Origin of the sequence: Halothiobacillus neapolitanus c2 (genome assembly GCF_000024765.1) — a bacterium.
In the GTDB taxonomy this organism is placed as follows: Bacteria; Pseudomonadota; Gammaproteobacteria; order Halothiobacillales; family Halothiobacillaceae; genus Halothiobacillus; species Halothiobacillus neapolitanus.
The window spans coordinates 1,027,087-1,052,770 of record NC_013422.1 but is presented as its reverse complement, the minus strand read 5'-3'; the positions used below and the strand labels follow the sequence as shown (position 1 = coordinate 1,052,770).

Annotated in this window: 17 protein-coding genes, 1 tRNA gene and 1 pseudogene; 11 read left to right on the top strand and 8 right to left on the bottom strand. The window is 48.3% G+C overall.

Annotated elements, in window-relative coordinates; all coding sequences use genetic code 11:
- Nucleotides 1-18: 18 nt before the first annotated feature.
- The 3 genes from HNEAP_RS04900 (at nt 19) to HNEAP_RS04890 (ending at nt 1,671) form a co-directional block, all read left to right on the top strand.
- Nucleotides 19-798 (top strand): M48 family metallopeptidase, encoded by a 780-nt coding sequence (locus HNEAP_RS04900; RefSeq protein ID WP_012823849.1) that lies wholly within the window; start codon nt 19-21, stop codon nt 796-798.
- An 88-nt stretch (nt 799-886) separates the two neighbouring features.
- Nucleotides 887-1,240, top strand: a complete 354-nt coding sequence (locus HNEAP_RS04895) for a hypothetical protein (protein ID WP_133484579.1) — start codon at nt 887-889, stop codon at nt 1,238-1,240.
- A 354-nt stretch (nt 1,241-1,594) separates the two neighbouring features.
- Nucleotides 1,595-1,671 (top strand) — tRNA-Arg (locus HNEAP_RS04890).
- A gap of 135 nt (nt 1,672-1,806) precedes the next feature.
- Here HNEAP_RS04890 and HNEAP_RS04885 read toward each other — a convergent pair.
- Together HNEAP_RS04885 and HNEAP_RS12860 are read right to left on the bottom strand one after the other, a co-directional pair.
- Nucleotides 1,807-2,013, bottom strand: coding sequence for a helix-turn-helix domain-containing protein (locus HNEAP_RS04885; protein WP_012823847.1), 207 nt, complete (start codon nt 2,011-2,013; stop codon nt 1,807-1,809).
- Nucleotides 2,014-2,115: 102 nt separating this feature from the next.
- Nucleotides 2,116-2,229: pseudogene (locus HNEAP_RS12860) on the bottom strand (ATP-binding protein); the annotation flags it as partial.
- Between the two features lie 15 nt (nt 2,230-2,244).
- Between HNEAP_RS12860 and HNEAP_RS04880 the strand changes: the two are divergent.
- The 6 genes from HNEAP_RS04880 to HNEAP_RS04850 all read left to right on the top strand — a co-directional run bounded on the left by HNEAP_RS04880 (nt 2,245) and on the right by HNEAP_RS04850 (nt 10,784).
- Nucleotides 2,245-2,694 (top strand): pyruvate kinase alpha/beta domain-containing protein, encoded by a 450-nt coding sequence (locus tag HNEAP_RS04880; protein ID WP_133484578.1) that lies wholly within the window; start codon nt 2,245-2,247, stop codon nt 2,692-2,694.
- Between the two features lie 309 nt (nt 2,695-3,003).
- A complete protein-coding gene (gene ppk2, locus HNEAP_RS04875; protein ID WP_012823846.1) occupies nt 3,004-3,801 on the top strand; it encodes a polyphosphate kinase 2 in 798 nt (265 codons plus the stop codon).
- Between the two features lie 60 nt (nt 3,802-3,861).
- Complete coding sequence (locus HNEAP_RS04870) at nt 3,862-6,375, top strand: plasma-membrane proton-efflux P-type ATPase (protein ID WP_012823845.1); 2,514 nt, start codon at nt 3,862-3,864, stop codon at nt 6,373-6,375.
- 90 nt (nt 6,376-6,465) lie between these two features.
- Complete coding sequence (eno, locus tag HNEAP_RS04865; protein ID WP_012823844.1) at nt 6,466-7,761, top strand: phosphopyruvate hydratase; 1,296 nt, start codon at nt 6,466-6,468, stop codon at nt 7,759-7,761.
- 768 nt (nt 7,762-8,529) lie between these two features.
- The gene (locus HNEAP_RS04860; protein WP_012823843.1) at nt 8,530-9,576 is read left to right on the top strand and encodes a site-specific integrase; all 1,047 of its coding nucleotides are present in this window, start codon (nt 8,530-8,532) and stop codon (nt 9,574-9,576) included.
- Between the two features lie 521 nt (nt 9,577-10,097).
- The gene (locus HNEAP_RS04850) at nt 10,098-10,784 is read left to right on the top strand and encodes a hypothetical protein (RefSeq protein ID WP_012823841.1); all 687 of its coding nucleotides are present in this window, start codon (nt 10,098-10,100) and stop codon (nt 10,782-10,784) included.
- Between the two features lie 516 nt (nt 10,785-11,300).
- On the opposite strand, the gene HNEAP_RS12515 is transcribed toward HNEAP_RS04850, so the two are convergent.
- Both HNEAP_RS12515 and HNEAP_RS12510 read right to left on the bottom strand, forming a co-directional pair.
- Entirely contained in the window at nt 11,301-11,867 is a 567-nt protein-coding gene (locus tag HNEAP_RS12515) for an acyl-homoserine-lactone synthase (RefSeq protein ID WP_012823839.1), read from the bottom strand.
- A gap of 189 nt (nt 11,868-12,056) precedes the next feature.
- Nucleotides 12,057-12,497, bottom strand: a complete 441-nt coding sequence (locus tag HNEAP_RS12510) for a DUF4902 domain-containing protein (protein WP_012823838.1) — start codon at nt 12,495-12,497, stop codon at nt 12,057-12,059.
- A gap of 110 nt (nt 12,498-12,607) precedes the next feature.
- On the opposite strand from HNEAP_RS12510, the gene HNEAP_RS04835 reads away from it, so the two are divergent.
- Together HNEAP_RS04835 and HNEAP_RS12215 are read left to right on the top strand one after the other, a co-directional pair.
- Entirely contained in the window at nt 12,608-13,321 is a 714-nt protein-coding gene (locus HNEAP_RS04835; RefSeq protein ID WP_012823837.1) for an autoinducer binding domain-containing protein, read from the top strand.
- Nucleotides 13,322-13,675: 354 nt separating this feature from the next.
- Entirely contained in the window at nt 13,676-14,443 is a 768-nt protein-coding gene (locus HNEAP_RS12215; protein ID WP_012823836.1) for a 4'-phosphopantetheinyl transferase family protein, read from the top strand.
- 244 nt (nt 14,444-14,687) lie between these two features.
- On the opposite strand, the gene HNEAP_RS12505 is transcribed toward HNEAP_RS12215, so the two are convergent.
- The 4 genes from HNEAP_RS12505 to HNEAP_RS04810 all read right to left on the bottom strand — a co-directional run bounded on the left by HNEAP_RS12505 (nt 14,688) and on the right by HNEAP_RS04810 (nt 25,682).
- Nucleotides 14,688-15,521 (bottom strand): alpha/beta fold hydrolase, encoded by an 834-nt coding sequence (locus tag HNEAP_RS12505; protein WP_012823835.1) that lies wholly within the window; start codon nt 15,519-15,521, stop codon nt 14,688-14,690.
- 953 nt (nt 15,522-16,474) lie between these two features.
- Complete coding sequence (locus HNEAP_RS04820) at nt 16,475-17,653, bottom strand: cupin-like domain-containing protein (RefSeq protein WP_012823834.1); 1,179 nt, start codon at nt 17,651-17,653, stop codon at nt 16,475-16,477.
- Nucleotides 17,654-17,688: 35 nt separating this feature from the next.
- Entirely contained in the window at nt 17,689-19,281 is a 1,593-nt protein-coding gene (locus HNEAP_RS04815) for a long-chain-fatty-acid--CoA ligase (protein ID WP_012823833.1), read from the bottom strand.
- Complete coding sequence (locus HNEAP_RS04810) at nt 19,278-25,682, bottom strand: type I polyketide synthase (RefSeq protein WP_012823832.1); 6,405 nt, start codon at nt 25,680-25,682, stop codon at nt 19,278-19,280. The genes HNEAP_RS04815 and HNEAP_RS04810 overlap by 4 nt, the downstream gene beginning before the upstream one ends.
- Nucleotides 25,683-25,684: the final 2 nt, after the last annotated feature.

Genomic DNA, 25,684 nt, shown 5'->3' with positions numbered 1-25,684 from the left:
AGGCGCCAGGAACCCAGCATGTTCGGTCTCGGTCGATGGCGTCCGCCGAGCGTGCAGACGCAGCCCAAGGTGGTCATCACCCACGAACTCCTGCCTGATACAGGCATTGAGTTCAAGCTTACTCGCAAGACGATCAAGGGCGTGTATCTGCGAATCGGGCGCGCGGATGCACAGTTACAGGTTAGCGCACCCCACCATATCGCCTTACCACTGATCCACCAGATTCTACTGAAAAAGCAGGACTGGATTCTCCAAAAACAAAGCCAGATCAAATCGCAAAGAAGCCTTCAAAACCGTTCTGATGCGATTTCAGACGGTTCAACCACCCTTCTGTTCGATCAGAATCACCGCATCAGTGTCCACACCAATTCCCAACAAAATTTAACGCTGATCGACAATGGAACGATACAGGTATTTACGCGGACAAATGCCTTGAGTGAAACCCAACTGCATGAGGCGATCACCCAACAGTTAAGGGCCACACTTCAGGACTATCTCACGACTCGTCTGCCGTATTGGTGCGAAAAAATCGGCGTCGATATCAACTTCATCGGAATCAAACGAATGAAGACGCGCTGGGGCAGTTGCAATATTCGTGACAGGCGAATCTGGCTGAATCTCGAGCTAATACATATGCCCAAAGGTTGCATCGATATGGTTCTGGTTCACGAACTCGTTCATCTCCACGAACGCAATCATAACGCTCGGTTTTATGCCCTTATGGACCAATTCATGCCGGATTGGCAAAGATGGCATACCCATCTGAAACGTAAAGGTATTTCCGCCGAAAGAAACTGAATCCTTTGGTAACAGTTGGTAACAGTTAGGCAACAGCCTCGCAATGACTTGGCGGCACAATGGCGCTATTCATCAACCGAGGAGAAACATGATGCGCGCCACCAAAACAACATTAATCGGCAGTGTTCTGATAGGCATCGCCGCTATCTCATCCCAAACATGGGCCGATACACTGACTCCCCCCCAATCCACCCTGCAATCCATGAACCAGCAACAGATTCAGTCCCAGCAGCGTAAGGCTCCGACATCTGCCGATTTCGAGCGACTGAATAACCAAAATAAAAACCAATCAAAAATGATGAACCAACAGCCTCGAGGTGTGGGTAGTGGAAATCAAAGTCAATACACGCACCAGTATCGTTATGGAAGCGGGAGCATGAGCCGCGGAAGCAAAACTGGCGATGGCACAAATCGAAACAGCCGAGGTGGTCTGGGTCATTGATTTGAACATACACCAACTTATCGTTTGATGAACATTGAGAGGGGAATCACCCCGTTTTCACGGACATTTGTAGAAGGCTAAAAAACGTCAGATCCTGCTTGTTGAGTCTACGATGCATTTGGGGATGTAGAACAGCTCAATGGAGTCGAATAAGTCAGACTGAGCCATATCCCGATTTCATGTTTTCAACAGTTTCAGAAGAAAGATTACTGTTGCCAGTTAGCATGCCGCAACATCCAATTAAGAAATTAATTCTTTATTATCAGCAATCTACAAAAATTTCCAATTGATAACTCAAAGCTTTTTGTGTGGACAGCGATGCACCGAGCGGGTAATATGCGCAAACAAAAAATTGCGCCCGTAGCTCAGATGGATAGAGTACAGCCCTCCGAAGGCTGGGGTCACTGGTTCGAATCCAGTCGGGCGCACCAGTTCTGACACCGCTTCACTGTTTGTGCTTTTCACTTGGTGACCAAACGGTGACCACTTAGTGACTGACGTTTTCTAATGGAAAAACACTTACCTTTGGAATAAGACCCCTGCCCTCGCTTGAGCACATCCTCTTTTTACTCATCAACAACATATTCAAAAAGGTCGGCAACATTGCAGTCCAAGTACTCGCAAAGCTGATCAATCACGCTCTTGTCTACACGCTCATACGTTTCGTAATAAAGCCGCGTAAGCGCGCCTCTATTTATATTTGTATCCCTTGACACGTCTGAAATTTTCAATTTCTTCTCGCCTAGCAAGCGGGACAGATGGCATCTAATCATCTCTAAAAACACCTAATGCTCTCTAGCGGTGTCAAACAGCGTCGAAAATTGACCACCCAACAGAGTCCAATTTTGACCAGGGTATCAGGCTGATTTCTTGCGCTATTTGAAGCAGTAGGAGTCGTTGCCGGTCTCAAGGATGTCGCAGTGGTGGGTGATGCGATCGAGCAGGGCTGTGGTCATTTTTGCGTTACCGAACACGTTGGCAGCTACCCCGTGGAGGCGGTCAAAATGCTCGGGCGCATAGCGCGACAAGCCGAAGCCGCAAGATGCGAACAGCCGCCAGAATTACCATCGATCACACGGCGCGGCGCACAGCCGAGTCTCGAGGACATCGTTTTACTCAACGTCTTCACTACAGTCCGGCACCTGCACGAGCCGTTTGTATACACCCCCACCGAAACCGGCGCCACCACGCGACGCATCGCCCGTTTTCACCTTCCATCATGGATCGTCGCTCTGTCGAATCATCACACCACCTGCCAGCGGCTGCTGTTCAGCTACGGTGTGCACCTCGTGTATAGCACCGACGACACACGCGACTGGCAGGATATTGCCTGTGAGTGGCTGCAAGCGAACAAACTTTCCACGGGGCCACTTATTTTCACCCAAGGGCCTTCACGCGGCTATCCGGGCTCCACTAACCGGGTAGAAATCCTCTCTGGTACCGAGTCATGCTGAATTATTCCAAAACATGTAACTCAGGTTACTACCCTGTCATTTTGTTATGGGGGCACTTCGAAACACCCGTGATTCGTCGTTCCCGCGAAACCGGGAACCCAGAAAAATCAATGCGTTGGATTCCCGCCTACGCGGGAATGACGGGTTTTTCGAGCTTCTCATGGGTATATTAAATACACGCCAATGCATATAAGGGACACTTTTAAATGTTATACCTCATAAATAGGCATGAACTTGAAACACAGTCAGCACTCATAATTTAACTCATCGCGGTGTTTTGCCACGACGACCACCGCAGAGAAGCACTCCATGGCACATCACACACCATCCGCGGCACACCCAAAAACACCGACCAAAAAAGCCTATGAGCATGAATTGCATGGTCTGCAGGTCGAGCTGGTCAAACTGCAAAAGCATTTCATCGCTCAAGGCGAACGTATTCTGGTCCTCCTTGAAGGGCGGGATAGTGGCGGTAAGGACGGCACCATCAAGCGCATCATCCAGCACCTCTCGCCACGCGAAACGCGCGTAGTGGCGCTGGGAAAACCGTCCGAACGCGACCGCACAAGCTGGTACTTTCAGCGCTATGTGCCGCACTTGCCATCGGCCGAGGAAATGGTGCTGTTCAACCGCAGTTGGTACAACCGCGCCGGTGTCGAGCGGGTGATGGGATTCTGCACCGATGCCGAGTACGAGGAATTCATGGAGACCGTGCCGGCCTTCGAGCAAATGCTGATCCGCTCCGGCATTAGCCTGTTCAAGTACTACCTCGATATCAGCAAGGATGAGCAGAAAAAACGCCTCGCCGCCCGCCGCACCGATCCGCTCAAGCTGTGGAAAATGAGTCCGATTGATGCCGTGGCGCAAAAACACTGGGATGACTACAGCGCAGCGCGCAACGAGATGTTTGCACGCACGCACAGCGCGCTGACGCCTTGGACCGTGGTGCGCGCAAACGACAAGAAGCATGCGCGGCTCAATGTGATTAAGGATTTGCTCGAACGGCTGGATTACGCCGACAAGGATCATGCGCTGATCTGCCCGAATCCCGACATTGTATTTACCTACGCCGAAGCCTATCTCGATAACGGGATGATCGCACCCTGACAATCATGGACATGCAGATCGCTTCCCGAGCAACACTGCCAAAAGGGCAAGGAGTCCACAATGATCAAGAGCATTGATAGCCAACAGGTCGAAAAATTGGGCATAGACGATGTGTTCAAGCAACTTGGCAGCTCACCTCAGGGACTCGCCACAGCTGAAGCACAGCAACGGTTGGCACAGTTCGGTCGCAACGCGCTGGAAGAGAAAAAAGTCAGCCCGCTACAACGTTTTTTAAGCTATTTCTGGGGGCCGATCCCGTGGATGATCGAGATCGCCGCCATTCTCTCCGCTCTGGTTCAACACTGGGATGACTTCATCATCATCCTCGCCCTGCTGATCTTCAATGCGGTGATCGGCTTCTGGCAGGAGTTTAAGGCCGCCAACGCCCTGGATGCACTCAAGAGCCAGCTCGCACTCAAGGCGCGCGTGCTGCGCGATGGCCAATGGCAAGAAGTGGATGCCGCCGAACTGGTGCCAGGCGACGTCATCCGCCTGCGGCTGGGCGACATCATCCCAGCCGACACCAAGCTGGTTGAGGGCGAATATCTGGCGGTGGATCAGTCCGCGCTCACCGGCGAATCGCTGCCAGTAAATAAGAAACCCGGTGAGGTTGCCTATTCCGGCTCGGTGGCCAAACAGGGCGAGATGATCGCTGTGGTCACCGCTACCGGGGGCGACACCTTCTTCGGCAAAACAGCCAAACTGGTGGAAGATGCCGGTGCCGTCTCGCACTTCCAGAAGGCTGTGCTGGCCATCGGCGATTACCTCATTTATTTGAGTCTGGCGCTGGTGGCCGTGCTGATCATCGTGCAACTGTTCCGCCATGCGCCGCTGCTCGACCTGGTACAGTTCGCGCTGATCCTCACCGTCGCCTCCATCCCGGTCGCCATGCCGGCGGTATTGTCGGTGACCATGGCGGTCGGCGCACTGGCCCTGTCGAAAAAGAAAGCCATCGTCTCGCGATTGCAATCGATCGAGGAAATGGCCGGCGTGGACATCCTTTGCTCGGACAAGACCGGCACACTGACCCAAAACAAGCTCACGCTCGGTGAGCCCGCGGTGTTCCAGGCTACCGACGCCCAAGCGCTGATCCTCGCTGCCGCGCTGGCCTCCAAGGCCGAAGACAAGGACGCCATCGATCTGGCCGTGATCGGCGGCCTGAGCGACGCCAAGGCGCTGGATGGCTACATACAGACCGGTTTCACGCCCTTCGACCCGGTCAGCAAACGCACCGAAGGACAAATCAAGGGAACCGACGGCAAAACGTTCCGCACAACCAAAGGCGCACCGCAGGTCATCATTGAACTGTCCAAGCTGGGCGGCGATGAAGCAACGCGCGCCAATCAATTGGTCGATGATTTTGCCGCCAAGGGTTATCGCACGTTGGGCGTGGCGCGCTCGGACGACGAGGGCAAAACCTGGACCTTCCTCGGCATCCTGCCGTTGTTCGACCCACCGCGCGAGGACTCCGCCCAGACTATCCGGCATGCCATTGAACACGGCATTGAGGTCAAGATGGTCACCGGCGACAATGTCGCCATCGCCTGCGAGATCGCCGGTCAACTCGGCATGGGCAAGAACATCCAGCCCGCTACCGAACTATTTGACGGCGATAGCGCCAATGCTCCGCCGGATGCTGCCGAACGCATCGACAAGGCGGACGGCTTTGCCCAGGTCTTCCCGCAGCACAAATACGGCATCGTCAAGACATTGCAGGATCGCGGCCACCTAGTCGCCATGACCGGCGACGGCGTCAACGATGCCCCCGCGCTCAAGCAGGCTGACGTCGGCATTGCCGTCTCGGGTGCCACCGACGCCGCGCGGGCTGCCGCCGACCTGATCCTGACTGCACCGGGGCTGTCCACCATCATCAGCGCGGTCGAGGAAGCCCGGCGCATCTTCGAGCGCATGAACTCGTATGCGATCTACCGCATCGTCGAAACCATCCGCATCATGTTCTTCGTCGTGCTGGCGATGATCGTGTTCGACTTCTACCCGATCACCGCGATCATGATCATCCTGCTGGCCTTCTTCAACGACCTACCGATCATGGCTATCGCCTACGACAATACCTGGCTCGATCCCAAGCCGGTGCGCTGGAACATGCACCGTGTGCTCACCGTTTCGACGGTGCTCGGCCTGATCGGGGTTGTGGAAACCTTCGGTCTGCTCTGGATCGCCAAGGAATGGATGCACCTATCGATAGACCAGATCCAGACCTTTATCTTTCTCAAGCTGGCCGTCGCCGGACACCTCACGCTGTTCGTCGCCCGCACCCACAAACCGTTCTGGAGTCGGCCGTTCCCGTCGCCGCTGCTGCTGTGGTCGGCCATCCTCACCAAGGTGCTGGCAACGCTGTTCGTGCTTTTCCCATTCGGCCTCATCACGCCGATCGGCTGGAGCGACGTGGCACTGATCTGGGCTTACTGCATCGTGTGGATATTCATCGAAGACTGGGCAAAGCTTGCGGTATACAACCGCTTCAACCGCTCTTCACCTCGTCATCGCAGTTTTCTTGGCAATTTGAACACCCCCCTGCACCCCCATGCCGACCTACGAAAGCCCCGCACCTGAAGACCAGTTGCCTCTGAACGGACGCAAAAGAAAAAAATTCACCCCCCTGCCCTGATCACCCTAACCAAAAACCTGACGGAGAGATGAAAAATGACGTTCACAATTAACCAACTCCATGCCCGCGAGATTCTGGATTCACGCGGGAATCCAACCATCGAGGTTGAGTGTCGTCTTGCCGACGGGCTGACCGCACGGGCAGCGGTACCATCGGGTGCCTCGACCGGTCAAAGAGAAGCGGCTGAACTGCGTGATGGTGACCCCGCACGTTTTGGCGGCAAGGGCGTCAAAAACGCCATTAAACAAGTCCACGAGACCATCGCCCCTGTGTTGATCGGGCAGGATGCGCGTCACCAGGCAGCCATTGATGCGATGATGATCGAGCTCGATGGCACTGAAAACAAATCAAAACTGGGTGCCAATGCCATCCTGGGTGTCTCTCTGGCCGTGGCGCGAGCAGCGGCCATGGCATCGGGTTTGCCGCTCTTTCAATATCTTGGCGGTCCCGGTGCTACGCGCCTGCCCGTGCCGCACATGAACATCATGAATGGAGGTGTTCATGCGCATTGGCAGGGCGCCGATTTTCAGGAGTTCATGATTGCACCTTACGGCGCGAATACATTGCGCGAAGCGGTTGAATGGGGCTCAGAGATTTATCATGCCCTGCAATCGTTATTACAAAAGAAAGGGTTATCGGTTGGTGTTGGCGACGAAGGTGGTTTTGCCCCGCACGTATCCAGCAACAAGGCGCCAATCGAACTAATCCTTGAGGCCATATCAACCGCCGGATTGCGACCGGGTGCGGATGTTGGCATCGCCATTGATCCTGCCTCCAGCGAGTTTTTCAAGGACGGTCAATACCACTTGCGCGCGGAGAATCGTACGCTTGATCCGGCGCAGATGGTTGAGTACTACACGCGCTTGATCACAGACTACCCCATCGCCCTGCTTGAAGATGGCATGGCCGAAAATGACTGGTCAGGCTGGAAGCAACTCAATCAGGCGATTGGGGGGCAAATCGAACTGGTTGGGGATGATATTTTCTGTACCAATCCGGCCATTATTGCCAAGGGGATTGAAGAAGATATAGCCAATGCGGTATTGATCAAGCTCAATCAGATCGGCACCCTCACCGAGACCATCGCTGCGACGCGTCTGGCGCGGGATCATGGTTGGGGCGCGTTTGTCTCGCACCGGTCGGGGGAAACCATCGACAGTTTCATCGCCGACATGACGGTCGCCCTCGATACCGGCCATCTCAAAACCGGCGCACCCGCACGCGGGGAACGCGTTGAAAAATACAACCAGCTCATGCGCATCGAAGAAGCACTTGGCGCAGCAGCAAGCTATGCGGGCAAGAATGCTTATGTGCGTCCCATCCGGTTTTAGTATCGAAACCTTATGCTGCACGAGGCTGGCAAAAAAACCGAACCCTAATCCGGTGAACTCACCGTCTTGAATTAAACCAAGAATTGCTTTGATGCCGGGGCACTTCGAAATACCCGTGATTCGTCTTTACCGCGAAAGCGGGAACCCAGAAAAATCAAGGCGCTGGATTCCCGCCTACGCGGGAATGACTGGTTTTTCGAGCTTCCCGCCGGTCGTCGTCATGGCAACAGCTTGCACATCACCGCCGCTTTACGCTCTTCGGAACAGCAGGGCATTTTCGCCTCTTTTTGCCCGCTGACTCTGGTTCTTACTCACTCAGTAGAGGCGACAACTATTCGGACACAGGGGGTACTTTAATGAGTTCAGTTGTGACGTGCTCAAAGAGATCATCGTCACCCACATAAAGCGAATGTCAGCAAGCCGCCACTAATGGCCGCGTAAAGCCTATTTTTTGGACCGGCTAAAAATAGGGGCAATACCGTCAAAATTACCGCCAAGAACCACTATCTGTAAAAGAGTATTTCTGGATATTGCAGGCGTAAAAAACCCGCAAACCATTACAGAATGCGGGTTTAATAAAGTTTTAAGAATCTTAATGGAAGCCATAAAACAGTCACATGGTGCTCGGGGCCGGAATCGAACCGGCACGAAGTTTCCTTCGAGAGATTTTAAGCCTCTTGATAAACCGCGCCAGAATGCGGTTATTTGGAGTAAATTGGGGTTTATGGTGCAATGATGGTGCAATTGGCTTAACAGCGTGGTACCGAAATGGCATACATTCAGAAACGTGGTGATTACCAATGGCGGGTTCAAATCCGCCGTAAGGGGCATCCGACCCAATGCAAAACCTTCTTCACGCGCAAAGAGGCTGATGCGTGGGCTCGGCTCATCGAGTCTGAAATGGATCGAGGTGTATTCTTCAGCAGGGTTGAGGCAGAGAGCACCTCGTTGGCGGAAGCGCTGGAACGTTACCGTAAAGAGGTCACAAGCAGGAAGAAGAGCGCGCATCGTGAGGGAGTGCGGATTAATTTCTGGCTGACCCACCCTCTTTCAAGTCGGATGCTGGCCTCTTTTCGTGGTGCCGATTTTGCCAGATTCAGGGATGACCGCCGGAAAGAAGGCATTTCTGATTCCACGATCAGACTTGATCTTGCTCTCATCTCCCATGTGTTCACCATCGCACGCACCGAATGGCAAATGGAGGGATTGTTGAATCCCGTCCGATCAATCGCAATGCCCTCAGCCTCCCGTAAGCGTGATCGTCGGCTTGAAGCCGGTGAACTTGATCGACTGTTAGTTGAGCTGAGGAAATCACGGAACGAATATGTTGTCCCGGCGGTCCTGTTCGCAATTGAAACCGCCATGCGGCAAAGTGAAATTCTTAGTTTGCGCACTCAGGACATTGACAGAGAAAAGCAGACTGCTTATCTGAAAGACACTAAAAACAACGAACCCCGGGTGGTGCCGCTGTCCAGAGCGGCTATGGGCATACTCGATACAATGCCCCTCCCCTTGCATGGTGGTAGGCTTTTTAGTGTCACTCAAGACGGTTTAATTCGAGCGTTTTCTCGTTCGGTGACTCAAGCTCGCAATGTGTATATCGAAGATTGCATATCTGCCAATGCGCAACCTGATGATCACTTTCTGAATAACCTGAAATTCCATGACTTACGTCACGAGGCTACGAGTCGTTTTTTTGAGACTGGGAATCTTGAAATGATGGAGGTTGCGCAAATTACTGGCCATAAAACAATTACCATGCTCTCGCGATATACCCACCTCCGTGCGGAGGATCTGGTGGCAAAGCTTGGATAAGACACAAAGTGTTCCCAAAGCACCCTCATTTTTTTTGATGATGGTTCGAAGGTGCCATAGTGTGGTTTCTGGATTTCAGCACAAGCATCTGTGAATATGTATTTGTTATCGATGTCGAACTTCTTCGACTGAGCTTGGTGTAAGGAGTTATTTCAAGTGGGGATATCTGAACGATCTTTAAAAGCTAAAGAGAAATTTGCGGACGGTAATATGGCTGTCGCGAACTCAATTACTAGTGCAGTGTTCATTAGTGTTTTGGTATTTCCATTATCAGTATTCGTTTCAGCAATCGCTCTTGGGAAGGAGCCATTTGACGTCGCAAAAGTACCTCCATGGGGGGAGATTTGGCTGTTTGCAGGGTTGTATTTCTCTCCACTCCTCGTAGCGTGGTACGCCAAGAAAACGGCTATGGATTTATACGACGAAATAGACAAAGCCACTCATAACAATTCCATCAAGTGGAACCACAAAAAACTTCGTTATTCGCGGTTCACACATGCACAAGAATTAAGGCGCAAGTAGTGAGCACTCAGCTTCAATACACAAGCAGCATCTTTCAATTGGCCTTGGGCGTCAATGCTGTATTTGGGATACTGTTGAACCATTATTTTTCTGTGAGGGCTCAACTGGTCGTTGACTTCACTCAAAAACTGAAGGATCACAACCCCGACATATCATTCGACGTAAAGCAGAAGCACCTGACTAAATATCTGTTTCGAACAATGCGTGGGTACCGCCTATTCAACACCTATTTCATCCTTTGTGTTGCTCTCGCCGTATTATCTGGAGGCGCATCATTTTACTATTTATTGCAATCGGCTCTAGCGCCAGCCGAGCCAATATCGTCAGAATTACTTACGGTGCTCGCCATCATCTTATTGGTCGTTACCCCTGCCGTCTATTTCAGCTTTTTCCGTGCATCTGATTGGTTTCTATTGCTTATTAGAGAGAGGCTCGCTTTTCATGCTGGTGAAGAATTGCTGATAAAATTGTCAATCGAGACATCAGAGTTTTTGAAGTCCATGGATGAAAAGCTTGCGGAGGCAGAGATTCTTCGCTGGAGACTTCAGAAGCAAAGGATAATCAGTGCAATTAAGTCCTGCACAGAACCGATTTTGCACCCAATCCGATCCATACAGCGGCATAGGGCAAAGCGAGTAGTGGATAGGCTGCGTCGACAATTTAACAACGAGACGGATGTGCAGTGAGAGCATCGCGCTCCCCGCTTATCTTGACTAGTGGTGTCGTCGGTCGGTGTAAGCCGTCCTCAAACTGACCGCCCAAAGGCGCGGTTTTTTTCGTTTACTAATGTCCTGATAAATTCCAACGAAAAAGGCCGTTTTCAGTTCTACTGCTGCTCTCTGTCATTAATGAATAAATTGCAGCCCCAAGCTCGCAACCATTGCCAGTAGCCGTGAGGCACGAAAGAGACAGCGGGGGTGATGATCAGCTTGGTCATGCCATGCTCCGTATAACCCAACGCGCCCCTCGCAACCAGAGCTCTCGCCAAAGAAGGAACCTGCCCGCGCAACGGGTGGGCTATCGGGCTGAGCGAGTTGTTAGGCACTTCAAACGTGGCTCCAACAACTAGAATTCGCACTGCCAACAGAAATGCGCCTTAAAACACCTGACGTCGTCATGGCTCTAACGAATTGATGTCGCCTGTAGAATAGAGCGGCGCCACCACGAACAGCAGGAATGTGTCTAGAGGATTCATATCCAAGTTAAGTGAGAGAGGGCGCGATATCAATCCAGCAAGCAAAAATGGGGTGGCCACCCACAACCATAGGGGGACCTGCACGGTGAGCTTGGAATCCGGCATGACGAAGAAGTCGTTCAATCCCGATGGGCGAGACAGTTATCACAGATTTAGCACCCAAAGTTGCTGCCGTCTGCAACGAGCTTCTAAGTAAAGTAATGGCAATTGGCGAGGAAAGCTGCCCCCTAGCTGACGTAGGTTCAGCAGATACGTCTACAGCCGCAAAGCGCGAAAGCTCCCACACGTCTGGAGAAGAAGGTGGGCATAGCCCGTTTAAAAGTTCAGGAAACACCTCACCAAGCAGGTATGGTGAAGTTGTAGGCAATAGACGAGCACACCCATTGATCCTGCCCTCATCATTCTTCGCAACAACATAAACTGTATCTGGCCGGTCAAACTGATCAAGTTCCACACCATATGGGGTGTCCAAATCCCAACCAAGAAGCCTGACAAAAACATCATTACGATAATAGCTTAAATCTTCAAACAAACCAAAAGGGAGACTGGTTTTACTTCCATATTCAATCCGCATAACATCCTCATACCCAACTGAAATACTAGGGGTATTAGGGCCTTGATGAGTACTCCCATCAACTGTCAGAACAGACAGTTACAGCGCATCACCATAATTGGTAGCTTGGCCAAGCAGAGGACAGAAATGCCATCCTCTCGCCGGGATCAAACCACTGAGTTAAACGAAGATTTCATAAAACATAAAGAATCAAGAACCGAAGACATGACCCGCATATCGATCAACAATATGAGCAAGTACGTCCTCCTCCCAATGAGAACGATCAAGACGATGCGCAATAATCTCGGTGGTAATTGTGTCGCCAAAATCTAGCCCAGTCTCGGCATCAATGATCATGACATTTGACCGAGGTAAACTGTCACGCACATAGCGTGGGCGACCAGAGAGGACAATCAAACGCCAATCCCATCCCACGGTTATTATCGGCACACACACAGAAAGCCACTCTGTATATCCAGAAATCGTAGATTCATCAGGCAAATTAGCTGAACAACATGCTGGATCCTCATCAAGACCAGAAATAAAGTGGGATAAAGGGAGTTCCATGAACGCACTCCGCGACATGCGAACATAACCGCCGTGAGAAACATTCAGAACTTCTTTAAGATATTCTGGTCTAGAATTGTGCATGGCTCATGATAAAAATGAATGTGACAACACTACATCACCACTATACACATAGAAAGTGTTAAAGCTGACAGGGTGGATTTCGGACCCGATCCAGAGGAAGGAGAAGAACATTGGAATTGTGGCAAGGAGACCTTGTATCTCAGATACAATCTGCTGAAAACGAAGAGTCAGCATTCAAGAAAATAGAAGACGAAGCCCTAGCACTAGGATTTGAAAATGCAGCCTATGGATTACGTTTAAATTTAAATATCACAAATCAAAAAGTTGTCATGATGAACAACTACTCTCAAAATTGGAAGAGACGTTACACAGATGAAAATTATATATCCATAGACCCAGTAGTAAAGCATGGAAACAAGTCACTCATGCCCGTGGTTTGGTCCAGCAATAAGATAACTGAAAATAAAAATTTTTGGGAGGACGCCTACTCTCATAACTTGAAATATGGATGGTCTCAAGCATCTGCAGACCAAGTAGGAAGAAGAGGCCTGCTTACACTAACTCGTGGCCATGAACCCATATCTGAATTAGAACTAAAGGAACTTCAATATCGACTAACCTGGCTAACACAAATTTCACATCATTGCATGAGTGAAATTATTACAACCAAGAAAATGCCGGAGACAATGATCACGCTTACCATGAGAGAAAAGGACGTGCTCAGATGGACCGCAGCGGGCAAGACATCTGGAGAGACCTCAACAATAATGAATATTACTGAAAGGACAGTAAACTTTCATATTGCAAACTCAATGCAAAAACTAAATTGCATCAACAAAACCTCTGCGACTGTTAGAGCCGCAATGTTAGGTCTTCTTGACTAAAATTAAGTCTTAAATAACAACAAACGGCAACAGACAATAAGGTAAAGCAATTGAGATTAGAATACATAATTATGATTCTGGGATCTACTAACATGAAACCCACCAACTCAATAACAAAGCATGTACAGATTTTACCCCTCCCCCCACAATCAGCCTCCAAATGACAACATATACCATAATACTTCGCAGCCTGTCGTAACAACCACCTGGTAACATTATTATCACAATTCGGTACTTTGGTTAAGCTCCTGCTCCAATATTGACAACATAAGAAAAGCAATTGAATAGAAACAAGAGATCAACCCAGTAATGCAAATTATGTTGCATTGAATTTGGATATCAGAGTCTGATTCTATGAATAGAACATCCCCGTCACGCAACTTTTCCAACATGACCGAGGCACTACTCGGCACACTTCCTTCAATCAAATACCCCCTAGAAAGTGTTTGGCTGCCGCCGCAGCATAAACTCGATGGAGGAACAAGCATTGGCATATCTCTTTCGCAGCTTGATCACATACTCAAACAGGTAAATCTTACAGAGATACACCCGACAGTTCCTTCAAGGGCAGTGCGCAAGCGCCAACTCGAATTCGTGGGTGGAAGATTGTGTGCCGAACGAGTGGCTTCAGAACTTGGACATTCGAGCATACAGGTTGGTCGCACATATAAGGGTGAGCCAATATGGCCGCCAGGTCTGCATGGTTCGATCACACATACCGATGGTTTTGCCTATGCTTTTGCAGTGCGGTCAAGCTCATGCAGCGGTGTTGGGATAGACAGTGAATGGATCACTGACAGCGATTTCACTCTTGAATGCATCATGTCCAAGTGTTGTACGCAATTTGAAAAGCAAAACTGGCTAGGTAACAGTGATAATTACCTAATAGGGTCACTCATCTTTTCTGCAAAAGAAGCTGGATATAAGGCCATCCACCATAAGTTTGACTGTTTTATCGACTTTATTCAATTTGAAGTAACAGAATTACATAAAAATCGAGGCCTACTCATAATGAAACCGACAAGTGACAGCAAACTAACCAAAACCATCCAATCAATTCAGGTACGATTCTGGGTTCAGGTCGGTGTAAAAAGTGTGATACACACTCTGGCAATCATCTGAACAATCCGGGTAATCCATCAATAGATAGAAAGCCTCACCACACAGCATGAGTAAACGCTTGGTAATAAATAGATGATGCGGTGCGCAGAAGCATACGCGCAACGATGTGCTACTGCCGTTATTCCCCTGATGTGTTCGATATATTCAACTATCTAATCGTAAATTCAAGGCAGCATTCGATCCGATACCGCATCTCCTATAAGGCAGAATTAATTAATAATTAGAAACCATTGCTGGTATCTAATCAGGGATAATATACATCTGCTCCACCTATTTCCTTCATGATTTGCTCAATTACGGCTTGGTCTGCCAGTATACGGCGATGGCCCAAACCTCTCGTTATATGTAGCGCGCCCCTATCACCAAGGGCATCATGAATCTTATTTGATTGGGAGAGCTCAACATAGTCATCATATTCATCGTGGATTAGGGTTGCACGCCCTCCGAATCCTGAAAGATTGTTATGCGCTGAAAACTCCTCCCATATGGAATCTCTCTCAAACATGGATTCAATATGCTGCCTTAACAAGTCAATTGTTTCACCGGGCAAATCCATCGATGATGCATATCGTGTCACCAAGTATGAGAAATCACAGACGCCCGCAATGGTAACTAGATGAGAGGCACAGACACCATGGTTAAGCGCATAAAAAGCATAAAGTGCTCCAAGAGAGTGGGTTAATACGACATCAGGTGAGCCAAAACGAGCCTGTAACTCGAGCAGAATTCGACTAACATCGACAGGGGTGGTTGTGGAACCACCCGACTCACCGTGACCAGGATTATCAAATGCAATAACGCGATATCCCGCTTTCATCAATGGATCTACGAATGCACAAAAATTTGAAGCACGTGCACTCCAGCCATGTATGCACACAACCAAAGGACCCGCTCGCCCCCATTTGTAAACTGCCACTGACTTCCCATCAACATTAAGTGTTATCCGTTCTGCACGTTCCATGACACTATGGTCAGTATCCTGCATAGCAACGCGCAACGGTCTTCTAAACGAGTCAAATATCAACCTTGATGCTATCTCAGGCGGCATTACTCGTAACATATCAGTCTCAGTGGTCATTGTTTAGTCCAGCAGCTATCAAAATTCAATTTCATAGTTTTATTAAGGTAATCACTATTCTCTTAAAGGAGTACTCCGCGCAGCGAATAAAATGGCGACACAATCAACAAATAAACACTTAAGCAAACAATGTAGCGCGGTATTTAACAGACATGATTTTCAGAAAATTATTAGAGAAAAAATCAACCCCGCTAAATAACCCCGCCCAAAACCACCAAGTCAAACAAAGCACGGAGCAAGTAAATTACAAGAAGACAAGCATTATTCAAAGCATAATCTTCATATAAAGATACCATAAAACCAAATACCAGACATAGTAAGAATTATCAGCACTTAAACCAACCACGGCAACAAAATAAAAAGTATACAGGACCGCTTAGTAAGTGAGCACTTACTTCATGCTGCACGGAAAAAAATTCTTGCAATAACATCGACCTTAATCTGCATAAAACATAAATCCAACACTGGAATAAAGTATTCTTTCACAGCCACTGGCGCAACCACGCACTTAATATTAAGTTGATTTAAAATCGCCAAAAAAACAAGATATTTCATAAATTTTACACTAAAATATAACCATCACAAGAAAGTACGGACAATATAATCAAGCGCAAGCACCTCCAAGCATACAAGGTGCTTCATTATTAATGAGGCACCAAGACAATTCATGAAAGAGAATTTCTCTGGGAAAATTAACCCACGCACAACATTATATTCATCAATCATTCATCCAAGAGCCGGATCGTCAAGAAGCACTGCACCAGTATATGAATTAAAACATCTTTGTAAAATTTGAACCATAATGAAAATACGACTCTTAATAGATGCATACCGTAAAATTGTCTGTTGAGTCATCATCAATCTTCACTCATGCTGACTTATGCCAATGGATCAAAACACTTTGGCCAACTCTTTTGTCATAACATGACAACAATCACCAGACATTTCTTACTTTACTTCTTTTGCGAACGTATATCGTTTTTAGGATCAGCAAACGCATACAGTGAAGCGGCAATATCCTCGTCAAAGAGACGGCCATGCTGCAGGACTTTTCGCCGAATTTCCTTAGCGTTGCGATCTCCCCACTTTAGATAGTCAAGCATAGGCGCATGCAACCTTGGCTCAGCCACGGTACGGAAGGTCAGAGAGATAGAGTGCGAGCCCGGCTGATTAGAAACCGTATGCCACCACCAAGGGGGGAGCATCAATATATCACCTGGCTCAACAGTAATGCTGTATTTCGGCATATATTGGTAGAGAGGGAAGCCTCTTCTGGCTATCACATCATTCTGTTCACGCCCATCAACCCTAGATACATGATAAGTGGCGTTATCCTTAATGACGGTATATAATCCCGGACTATAGTACGGCGAAGTGACACGCCAGTTCTTAATGCCTTCAATGGCTACAAAATAATTATAGCCAGGCTCGGTATGCCACAGGGTATGTGATCTTTGTGATTGAATAAACAATTGCTTGGACACAACATATCCCACAGGGGTTCTTTTGAAATACCATTTATTTTTGTATTCGGCCAATCCAGCGTAACTGTGGATTTGAGCCAAATCACAATAATCCTTTATCATCGACCCCCCGTTTTCGTGCGTGATATCCTCAATCGCTTTCGCGCTATATCGCTCATCTGTAACTACAGACTTGACCAAATCACGAATCGGAACATAGTCCATTTGATAAAAATTCTTTAATGGTACAGGCTTTCCATTATCTGGGTATATTTCATTCGGCTCCGCATGAACAGGCACATCTACATCACCATAGTTCTTCTCGAAGAAATCTAGATCGAACTCCTTAAACGCCCTCCATTGGAGTGCTCCACCCTTGATCAGAACCGGTAACTGGCGCTCACGAAATTTATTCATTATTTCTGGTGTGGCATCTTTCGCTTCAATCTTATGAATCGGTATGTCACTAACATGCTCAGGTAAATTTTTTTCACAATACTCAAGTAATGCTTCTTCTCCACTGCGGAAAAGATCAAGTCCAATTGATGGTTTGAAATTATGCTCCTCTGCTATACCACTGGCCAGTTTCCCGTACCGAGAAAGATATCCGAATCCAAGCCAATATTTCAAAAGTGCAACTCGAGGCAAAGTAAATGGCGGTGTGTACATATCAAGAAACTCCTGTTCTTATAAGTCAAAGAATGTCAAACATTGCGTTTACGGCCAGTCCAAAAAGCATCTCGCAACGCCCGTCGAAGCAGTTTTCCGCTCGGGTTACGGGGGAGACTATCCACGCAATGAATTTGCGTTGGTTTTTTATATGCGGCTAATCGGGACTCGAGAAACTTGAAGAGGTCTGTAATATTGACTGCGGATTCTGGCTTAGGTACAACTAGGCAGATCGGCACTTCCCCCCATACTTCGTTAGGAATACCAATTACTGCGCACTCGTGAACGGTAGAGAAAGATGAAACAACATTTTCTACCTCTGCAGGGAATATTTTTTCTCCACCAGTGACTATTACGTCCTTGATTCGATCACATATAAACAGATAACCACTTTCGTTAAGATAGCCGGCATCACCCGTATGGATCCATCCATCTTGCAGAGTCGCTGAAGTTGCATCGGGCAACCCCCAATACTCGATCATACGAGCAGGTGTCTTGATACAGACTTCACCAACCTCACCCATTGGCAACACCTTACCATCTGTATCAATAATCTTTAATTTAACCCCTGGATAAGGTCTACCCGCGGCAGTCAGCAGTGAAGGTTCAGAGAGATGGCTGTCCGGATCTAAACAAACTGCGGTATTTCCCGTCTCACTCAAGCCATATATCTGGGCAAAATCGCACCCAAGCACACTGATGCCCCGCATAAGTAGCGCTTCGGATATGGGGCCCCCCCCATAGACAATCTTTCGCAACTTCAGCAGTTTTGCATCGTTTTGCTCAATCACATCCAATAGCAAATTTATCATCGAGGGGACCATGCATGCTGTTGTTACTCCGCAATCCAACATGGCAGTGAGACACAACTGTGGCTCAAATTTCGGCAATACAACGATGGAGGCACCTGAACTAAAACACTGAAGCGCCCACCAGAGTCCACCAATGTGAAACCCAGGAATTCCCACAAGACAACGATCAGATTGACGCCAATCAAGCCACTTAAGGTCTTGTTTAATCAATGCCTCTCTGATTTGAAAGAAAGCCTTGTGAGGCAAGCAGACACCTTTAGGAAGACCAGTAGTGCCACTGGTATAGATAAGGCAAAACGTCCTCTCTGGATCACAGGCCGGAAGCACGCTCTCCTTAGCAACTGAATGCAGAATTGCAAAATAACTCGTGGATGTCATGCCATGCTTCAAACACACGACCTCTGCGTCATGACCGCACATATCCAGGCTTTCTTCTACAACACCAAGCATTTCGGCGTCGGAAAACAGTATGTCAATACTGGCGTCAGTTACTATATGTGCAACTTCATTAGGGGTAAGCCGCCAATTAATTGGGACAAAAATTACCCCCGCCATCGCGCAGCCAAAAATTACCTCATAATAGGGCTCGCATTCCCGTCCTATGTACCCAACACGCCGCTCAATACATGACAATCTGGATACTAGAAAATCAGCTACTTTCCGACTGTGTTTATAAAAAGAGTCATAACTTGTGACGCGACCATCGCAAAATATCGCTGGTTCTGATGCTCTTTTCTTTACCTGTCTACGCAGAATTTCACCAACATCCTTCACTACATATAATTCGCCTAAATCCGACGCATCCATACTTCTCATATAAGCTCTCCTTCAGTGGAATCCTCTTCCTCCGAAGTTTTGTGCATTTCCGATGATGCATCAGAATTTTCTCCATCTCCTGAAGTCGACACATAGTTATTTTTTAAATATTCGAGCAAATATCCGCTTAATACTGGTACAGAAGGGTAATCAAATACCAGTGATGATGGGAGTGCGATGCCAAATGATTTTTCCAGAGTATTTCGCAGCTCTACAGCTACCAAAGAATCTATTCCCAAATCTGAAAATGTGGCACGACGAGAAACCCTCTCTTTTTCCCCATACTGCAACACCTGACGAAGAATCAATATGAGCTTCTCAAGCACTATCTCCTTACGCTGGTCCTCACTCAAAGCAAGCAAACTGTTATAATCAAAAACGTCAGAAGGTGCGTCACTCTTCGCATCCTTTACATCGTCATACAGGGAATCGTCACCAGGCAGGCTTTCTTTGTAAGCACTCCAATCGACGTTCCCGATGACAACCTGTCCTTGAGCTTGCCTGGCCAAGCGACCGAATGCCTCCATTCCCAACTGCATCGGAATCAGTGAGAAGCCCTTTCGCTCAATAGACTTCCTCTGCTGATCGGTTAACTCCGCAGCCATTCCCGCTCCGCCCCACGGCCCCCAATTAAGTGCTAATCCAATACGCCCCCCTCCCCGGGTGCGATTCATCAAGCCATCAATAAATGCGTTCGCTGAGGCATAGTTTGACTGACTAACAGATCCGACCACCGACGCAATCGATGAGAACCCGGCAAATAGTTCTACGCCACCATGACGTTCTGCCGCTTTCCACAGATTCCACGTGCCAACTACCTTGGGAAGAAACACAGTTCGGAAGCTAATCCAAGTTTGCTCGGTAATTGGCGCATCTGAAATAAGTCCAGCAAGATGAACAATTCCGCAAACAGGTCTCCCTTTCTCAGCGGCTTCTACAAAAATCCGATCAACAACATCTGAATCTGCAACATCACCTGTACACAGATCAAGGTTCTCTACTCCATCTAGCCTCATTTTCAACTGTGCAAGTGCATCCTGATTCGGCAAATTTCGCCCAAGCAATGTCACATTTCGTGCTCCGGCCTGAATTAAGCAGCGAGCCACACGTTGACCTAGAGCGCCATATCCTCCAGTGATTACATAAGTACCTTCCCCACTGACTACACGAGACAACGACAAGTCACTGTCCTGCTCACGACCGAACGTGAGAACGATTTTCCCTACATTTTCCCCTCGTGATAGCACACCAAAGGCTTCAGCTATGTCTGTAACTGAATAACTGGTAACAAGAGGGGGGGTAATCTCGCCCGCGGAAAGATATGCTGCAATGTCTTCAAGAATGCTCTTATTCAAGTCTAAGAGCTCGTTTTCTGAGATTTCACTCAGGTCAAACTGAGAGTATGAAATATCAGGCCGCACTTCAGTTACCTGTTGTTTACTCCACACACCAAGTTTTCCGAGTTCAACAAATCTCCCGCCGTGCGCCGTCGCCGCTAGGCTGACCGGAATGAAGTCTTTATTCAGGCTATTGAGAACGACTGAAACACCACCACCATCCGTCATCCGGAGAATTTCTTCTCCAAAATTGATGTTGCGCGAATCCATGATTCTGTCGACACCCTGGTTTCTTAATACATCCCACTTACGATGGCTGGCCGTGGCAAATACCTCAGCACCCACACGCCTGCATAACTGAAGCGCGGCTTGACCAACCCCACCTGCTGCCGCATGAATCAGAACACGATCCGATGCATTCACTTTAGCCAACGAATATAGTGCGTAATAACTCGTGATGAAGGCAGTTGGGATAGCAGCAGCTTGCTCCATAGTGATCCCATCTGGAATACGTACTGCAGCACGACTGCTCACCGTTACATAGCGCTGCATACACCCGAGGTGGCTGATCATTACCGATTCGCCAACCATAAACTCAGCGTCATCTCCTGCTGCGGTGACAACGCCAGCACACTCAAATCCAAGCGGCAACTCTTTATGAGTCAATCCCTCGCTTTTTGAATGCTCCTTCAAAAGTCCAAGGGCATTGAGCACATCCTTAAAGTTCAAACCCGCCGCCTCGACGCAAACTTCAATTTCATCCCCCGACGGAACGATGCGTGGCAATGGCTTTCTCCCCAATCCAGACAGCAGTCCGTCATCGGCTACCACGATCTGATAGTTTTCCTCAGACTCAATAACTTTTGCCACTTCCAGGTGTTTCACCATACGGCTATTGCACCGATAAGCGACTTGAAAATCTGAGCGACTATTGCCCAAATGCAACTCGTTTAGGAGTGAATAAACATCGTCCTGGTCTTCACCCATACACGGGAGGTCTACAACCTTTGCACGTATGCGCGAAAACTCAGAGTTTAGTACCGAACAAAAGCCGGATATTGTTGCCTGCAACTGGGTATTAAGTGACAGTGGTTCCTCAGTTCCAGCTCTCGCATCTTCCCTGCCCGTTGTTTGCACCCCTTTTGTCACAAAGACAAGTTCTACAGTCTCTTTAAGTGCAAGTTTTGCAAGTGCCTTTATAAATGCTAACAACGGTTCGTAAAAAGATTGGCTGGCTGCCATAATTGCATCGGCATCAGCATCGGCAGGCAACTCCTTTCCATTCCAGAAACAGACAAACTTTGTCGGCTTTCCCTGTGATGTATGTATCGCATCCAAAGCCTTATCTATATCAGCAACTAACTCGAAATGTGATGACAAATGTGGTTTCAAGGCATCAGGGCAGTTAATACCGATTAGGCGCACTGCACGAAAAGCCTGAAGATCCAACGGCTGCTCTTTCCAAACGATACGGTGGAAAAATGGCAATGATGAACGTTCACGGGATTTCACTTCACGCAAACGTAGTCCCTCAGCACGCAGAACAAGCAATCCATCACCGTACAGGGTTAAATCAGCTAGGACTTCGCTACTAAATGGATCAGAATCAACACGCAATTCTGCAACGCACTCGACATTTCCCCGAGGTTTGCGGTAGACGCGTATCTTGGACCAACCAACCGGAACAAGAGTCCTATCTGCACCGAGAATAGGCTCAAGGGTGTGCAACACTCCATCAAACAAGCCTGGATTTACAAACTCCCAGCTATTGATGTTTTCTGTCGAAAGAGTACCAAAAACACGACGAACGCCGTCCTTACGAATTGATCTAACGCGCTGGAATTGTTCCCCATATTGAAGGCCTAAAGAAGCTAGTCTGTTGTAGAGAATGGTTTTGTCAAACGTTGATTGCTCGTCATCTCTTGATCCGTCCGGGAGATCGACTATAGAAACAAGTGTTGGGTCTTCCAACATGCGACAGGTAAAGTGAACTGTATTCTCACCCTGCGCTACAGAACTAATTTCTACACTGTATACACCATCCTTCTGATATGTCAGTTGTGTTGATAACTCAGTTGACGCTTCGTCAGCTAGGATTAGCGGTGCATGAATTTCAAGGTCTTCCATTACCATGCCCGTGTGGCCAAATACTGCATCCTGAAGGGCCAGTACGACTTCGACGTAGCCAGTACCAGGAAAGATCGTGCGCCCCATAACGACATGATCAGCAAGATAAGCTGGTGAACTTGGCGCCACAAACGCTGTGAACGTCCATTGCGAATGTTGACGTGCTGCGAGTTGGCCAAGCAGTGGGTGGAAATCCGAGCCCCTGTCCACTCCACTCGTAGCAACTGGCAACCAGTAGGATTCATGATCAAACGAGTATGGAGGCAACTCACACATATTGTTCGACACACCCGCATGAACTATACGCCAGTCAAGTTTCTGCCCCGCCTTATATAAAGAGAGAATTGCCTCATCAAGGCTATCCTCCTCAACTAACGATGGTTTGACTGTTTCAACCCAATAGTGGTCAGATGCCTTAATGCACCCACGCCCCATAGCAGTCAAATGCGGGCTTGGTCCTGTTTCCAGAAAGAGATAGGAACTTCTGGTCGCTATCGTCTCCATACCCGCAGCAAAGTTGACAGGCTGGCATATATGTCGCGCCCAATAATCGGGCGATGCGACCAGATCATAAGTAGCCACCTTGCCGGTCACATTGGAAATGAACTCCCTCTGCAGCGGATGGAAAGTAACTGTGGTCATGTAGTCACGGAATATCTCAGCTGCTTCATTCATATGAGCAGAGTGAAAAGCGTGTGAAACCTCCAACCTACGATGAGGAATTTCTTCCTCCGACAAACGGTCGGCAATCATGTCTAGCGAAAGAATACCGCCGGAAATAACCGTTTGTTTCGGACCGTTAAAGCCCGCAAAGCCAACATCATCAAATGACTCTATGAAGTTAGACACCTGCTCTTTGGTCGCTTTTACCGCTAACATGGCACCATCTAACTTGACCGATTGCATTACCTCAGCACGGCGAGCTGTCATCCGTACGGCATCTTTTAAGGTGAACAATCCCGACAAGCAGGCTGAAACAATTTCACCCACACTATGACCGAGCATCACAGCAGGTTCGATACCATATTCCATCCACATCTTTGCCACGGCATAGTTGAATGCAAAGAGGGCAGGTTGAGTGTACTTCGTCTGCACAAGCCGCTCTTTGGCTATTGCCCCCTGATCGAACATTAATTCCTTTAATTTCACATCCAGCACTGAATCAAAGTGATGCGAGACTTCGTCAAGTGCACGCCGAAAAACTCGATTCTTCTTATAGAGTCCTGCTCCCATACCAGGGTATTGTGCTCCCTGCCCAGTGAGCAGAAATGCAACACGAGCCTCGGAAAATTGCAGCATTCTTTCCGTATCGGCCATTAGTTCTTCAGATTCGTCTAATGAACTACGCATAAGCTGCATCAACTCATCATTGTTTCTTGCTGAGGCAGCCCAACGGTATGGGTGGTGTTGCCGCCCCACACTTGATGTCCAAATGATGCTATCCATATCATCAGCACTGCTCTTAATGAGAGTCTCTAAATACGCCCGCATATTACGCAAGAGAGCAGATGATGATTTGGCAGAAACCGTAAATATAAAAGGATCATCTGAGGCTCCTGACGTACCCTTCTTATCGACACGGGGGGGGGCATTCATCACAGGCGCTTCTTCAAGGACTAAGCTGGCGATCGTACCCGCAAAACCAAAGGAATTGACCATTGCCCTACGCACCGGTTGTTCCCAAGGCTGAACTTCGGTCGGAACCGTAACAGACAAAGCCCCCCAATCAATTTTTGATGATGGGTTATTAAAATTAATATGCTGGTAAATTAATTTGCTATTTAGCTGTGCCAAGCACTTTAAGATGCCGCCAACACCAGCTGCAGCTTCCATATGTCCGAGATTCGTCTTTGATGAGGCCACATAAACCTTTTCATCTATATTCGGTCTTTCCGAAAATAACGAATTAATGGAGTGAATTTCGATGGGATCTCCGAGAGGTGTTCCGGTTCCGTGTGCCTCTACATAGCTGATATCGGCTGGTTTAACCAAAGAACGTCTGAGCGCATCGCGCATAACAGCCTCTTGCGCCACACCATTAGGAACAGTTAGACCGCCACTCTCACCGTCCTGGCGTACTGCCGATCCACGAATTACCCCTAGGATACGGTTTCCGTCTGCTATAGCAGATGAAAGTCGACGAAGTACGAGTACTGCCGCCCCTTCACTTCTACCATAACCATCCGCTGATTCATCGAAGGTCTTACAACGCCCATCGGGCGCTAACATATTGGCACGAGTGAAAATGATATGGCTGACAGGGTTATGGACAATATTAATTCCACCAGCTATCGCGAATGAAGTTTCCTTGTTTCGAAGTGCTGAAGAAGCGAGATGGATCGCTACTAACGAGGAAGAACAAGCTGTGTCAACAGTCATGCTTGGACCACGCCAACCCAGGAAATATGAGATTCTCCCGGATATGGCGCTATTTGCTGTACCTGTGCCTAATTGACTGACCAGCTGTTTTTCGCCCAACCCCATCATATCGCGAGCATAATCAAGGCTACTTGAACCCAAATAAACTGCACCATCAGAGCCACGCAATTCTTCGGGATTCAACCCTGCGTTTTCGAGTGCTTCCCAGCACAATTCCAACATGATCCGTTGCTGAGGATCCATATATCGCGCTTCTTTTGGCGATATGGAAAAAAAAGCCGGGTCAAATTTATCTATATCGTTTAAATACCCCCCCCTATTGGTACAAATGGCATTGCCGGAATCATTTGCGGAAGAAAAGTATTTCTTATTGTCCCAGCGTGATTCAGGAATATCAACGATATTATCACGACCATCAAGAAGCAGGTGGTGAAAACCATTCAGATCAGAAATGCCGTCTGAGAGACGCAAGCTCAGACCAACAATTGCTATTGGTTCATGTTTTTCAGACAGAAGCTGCTTCACCATAGTTTCTGAGTTAATTGTCGGTTGCTCCATAC

Excerpts from the sequence above, each read along its gene's own strand:
- HNEAP_RS04900 (WP_012823849.1), top strand. The coding sequence starts at position 19 with ATGTTCGGTCTCGGTCGATGGCGTCCGCCGAGCGTGCAGACGCAGCCC.
- HNEAP_RS04895 (WP_133484579.1), top strand. The coding sequence starts at position 887 with ATGATGCGCGCCACCAAAACAACATTAATCGGCAGTGTTCTGATAGGC.
- HNEAP_RS04885 (WP_012823847.1), bottom strand. The coding sequence starts at position 2,013 with ATGATTAGATGCCATCTGTCCCGCTTGCTAGGCGAGAAGAAATTGAAA.
- HNEAP_RS04880 (WP_133484578.1), top strand. The coding sequence starts at position 2,245 with ATGCTCGGGCGCATAGCGCGACAAGCCGAAGCCGCAAGATGCGAACAG.
- ppk2 (WP_012823846.1), top strand. The coding sequence starts at position 3,004 with ATGGCACATCACACACCATCCGCGGCACACCCAAAAACACCGACCAAA.
- HNEAP_RS04870 (WP_012823845.1), top strand. The coding sequence starts at position 3,862 with ATGATCAAGAGCATTGATAGCCAACAGGTCGAAAAATTGGGCATAGAC.
- eno (WP_012823844.1), top strand. The coding sequence starts at position 6,466 with ATGACGTTCACAATTAACCAACTCCATGCCCGCGAGATTCTGGATTCA.
- HNEAP_RS04860 (WP_012823843.1), top strand. The coding sequence starts at position 8,530 with ATGGCATACATTCAGAAACGTGGTGATTACCAATGGCGGGTTCAAATC.
- HNEAP_RS12515 (WP_012823839.1), bottom strand. The coding sequence starts at position 11,867 with ATGCGGATTGAATATGGAAGTAAAACCAGTCTCCCTTTTGGTTTGTTT.
- HNEAP_RS12510 (WP_012823838.1), bottom strand. The coding sequence starts at position 12,497 with ATGCACAATTCTAGACCAGAATATCTTAAAGAAGTTCTGAATGTTTCT.
- HNEAP_RS12215 (WP_012823836.1), top strand. The coding sequence starts at position 13,676 with ATGAATAGAACATCCCCGTCACGCAACTTTTCCAACATGACCGAGGCA.
- HNEAP_RS12505 (WP_012823835.1), bottom strand. The coding sequence starts at position 15,521 with ATGACCACTGAGACTGATATGTTACGAGTAATGCCGCCTGAGATAGCA.
- HNEAP_RS04820 (WP_012823834.1), bottom strand. The coding sequence starts at position 17,653 with ATGTACACACCGCCATTTACTTTGCCTCGAGTTGCACTTTTGAAATAT.
- HNEAP_RS04815 (WP_012823833.1), bottom strand. The coding sequence starts at position 19,281 with ATGAGAAGTATGGATGCGTCGGATTTAGGCGAATTATATGTAGTGAAG.
- HNEAP_RS04810 (WP_012823832.1), bottom strand. The coding sequence starts at position 25,682 with ATGGAGCAACCGACAATTAACTCAGAAACTATGGTGAAGCAGCTTCTG.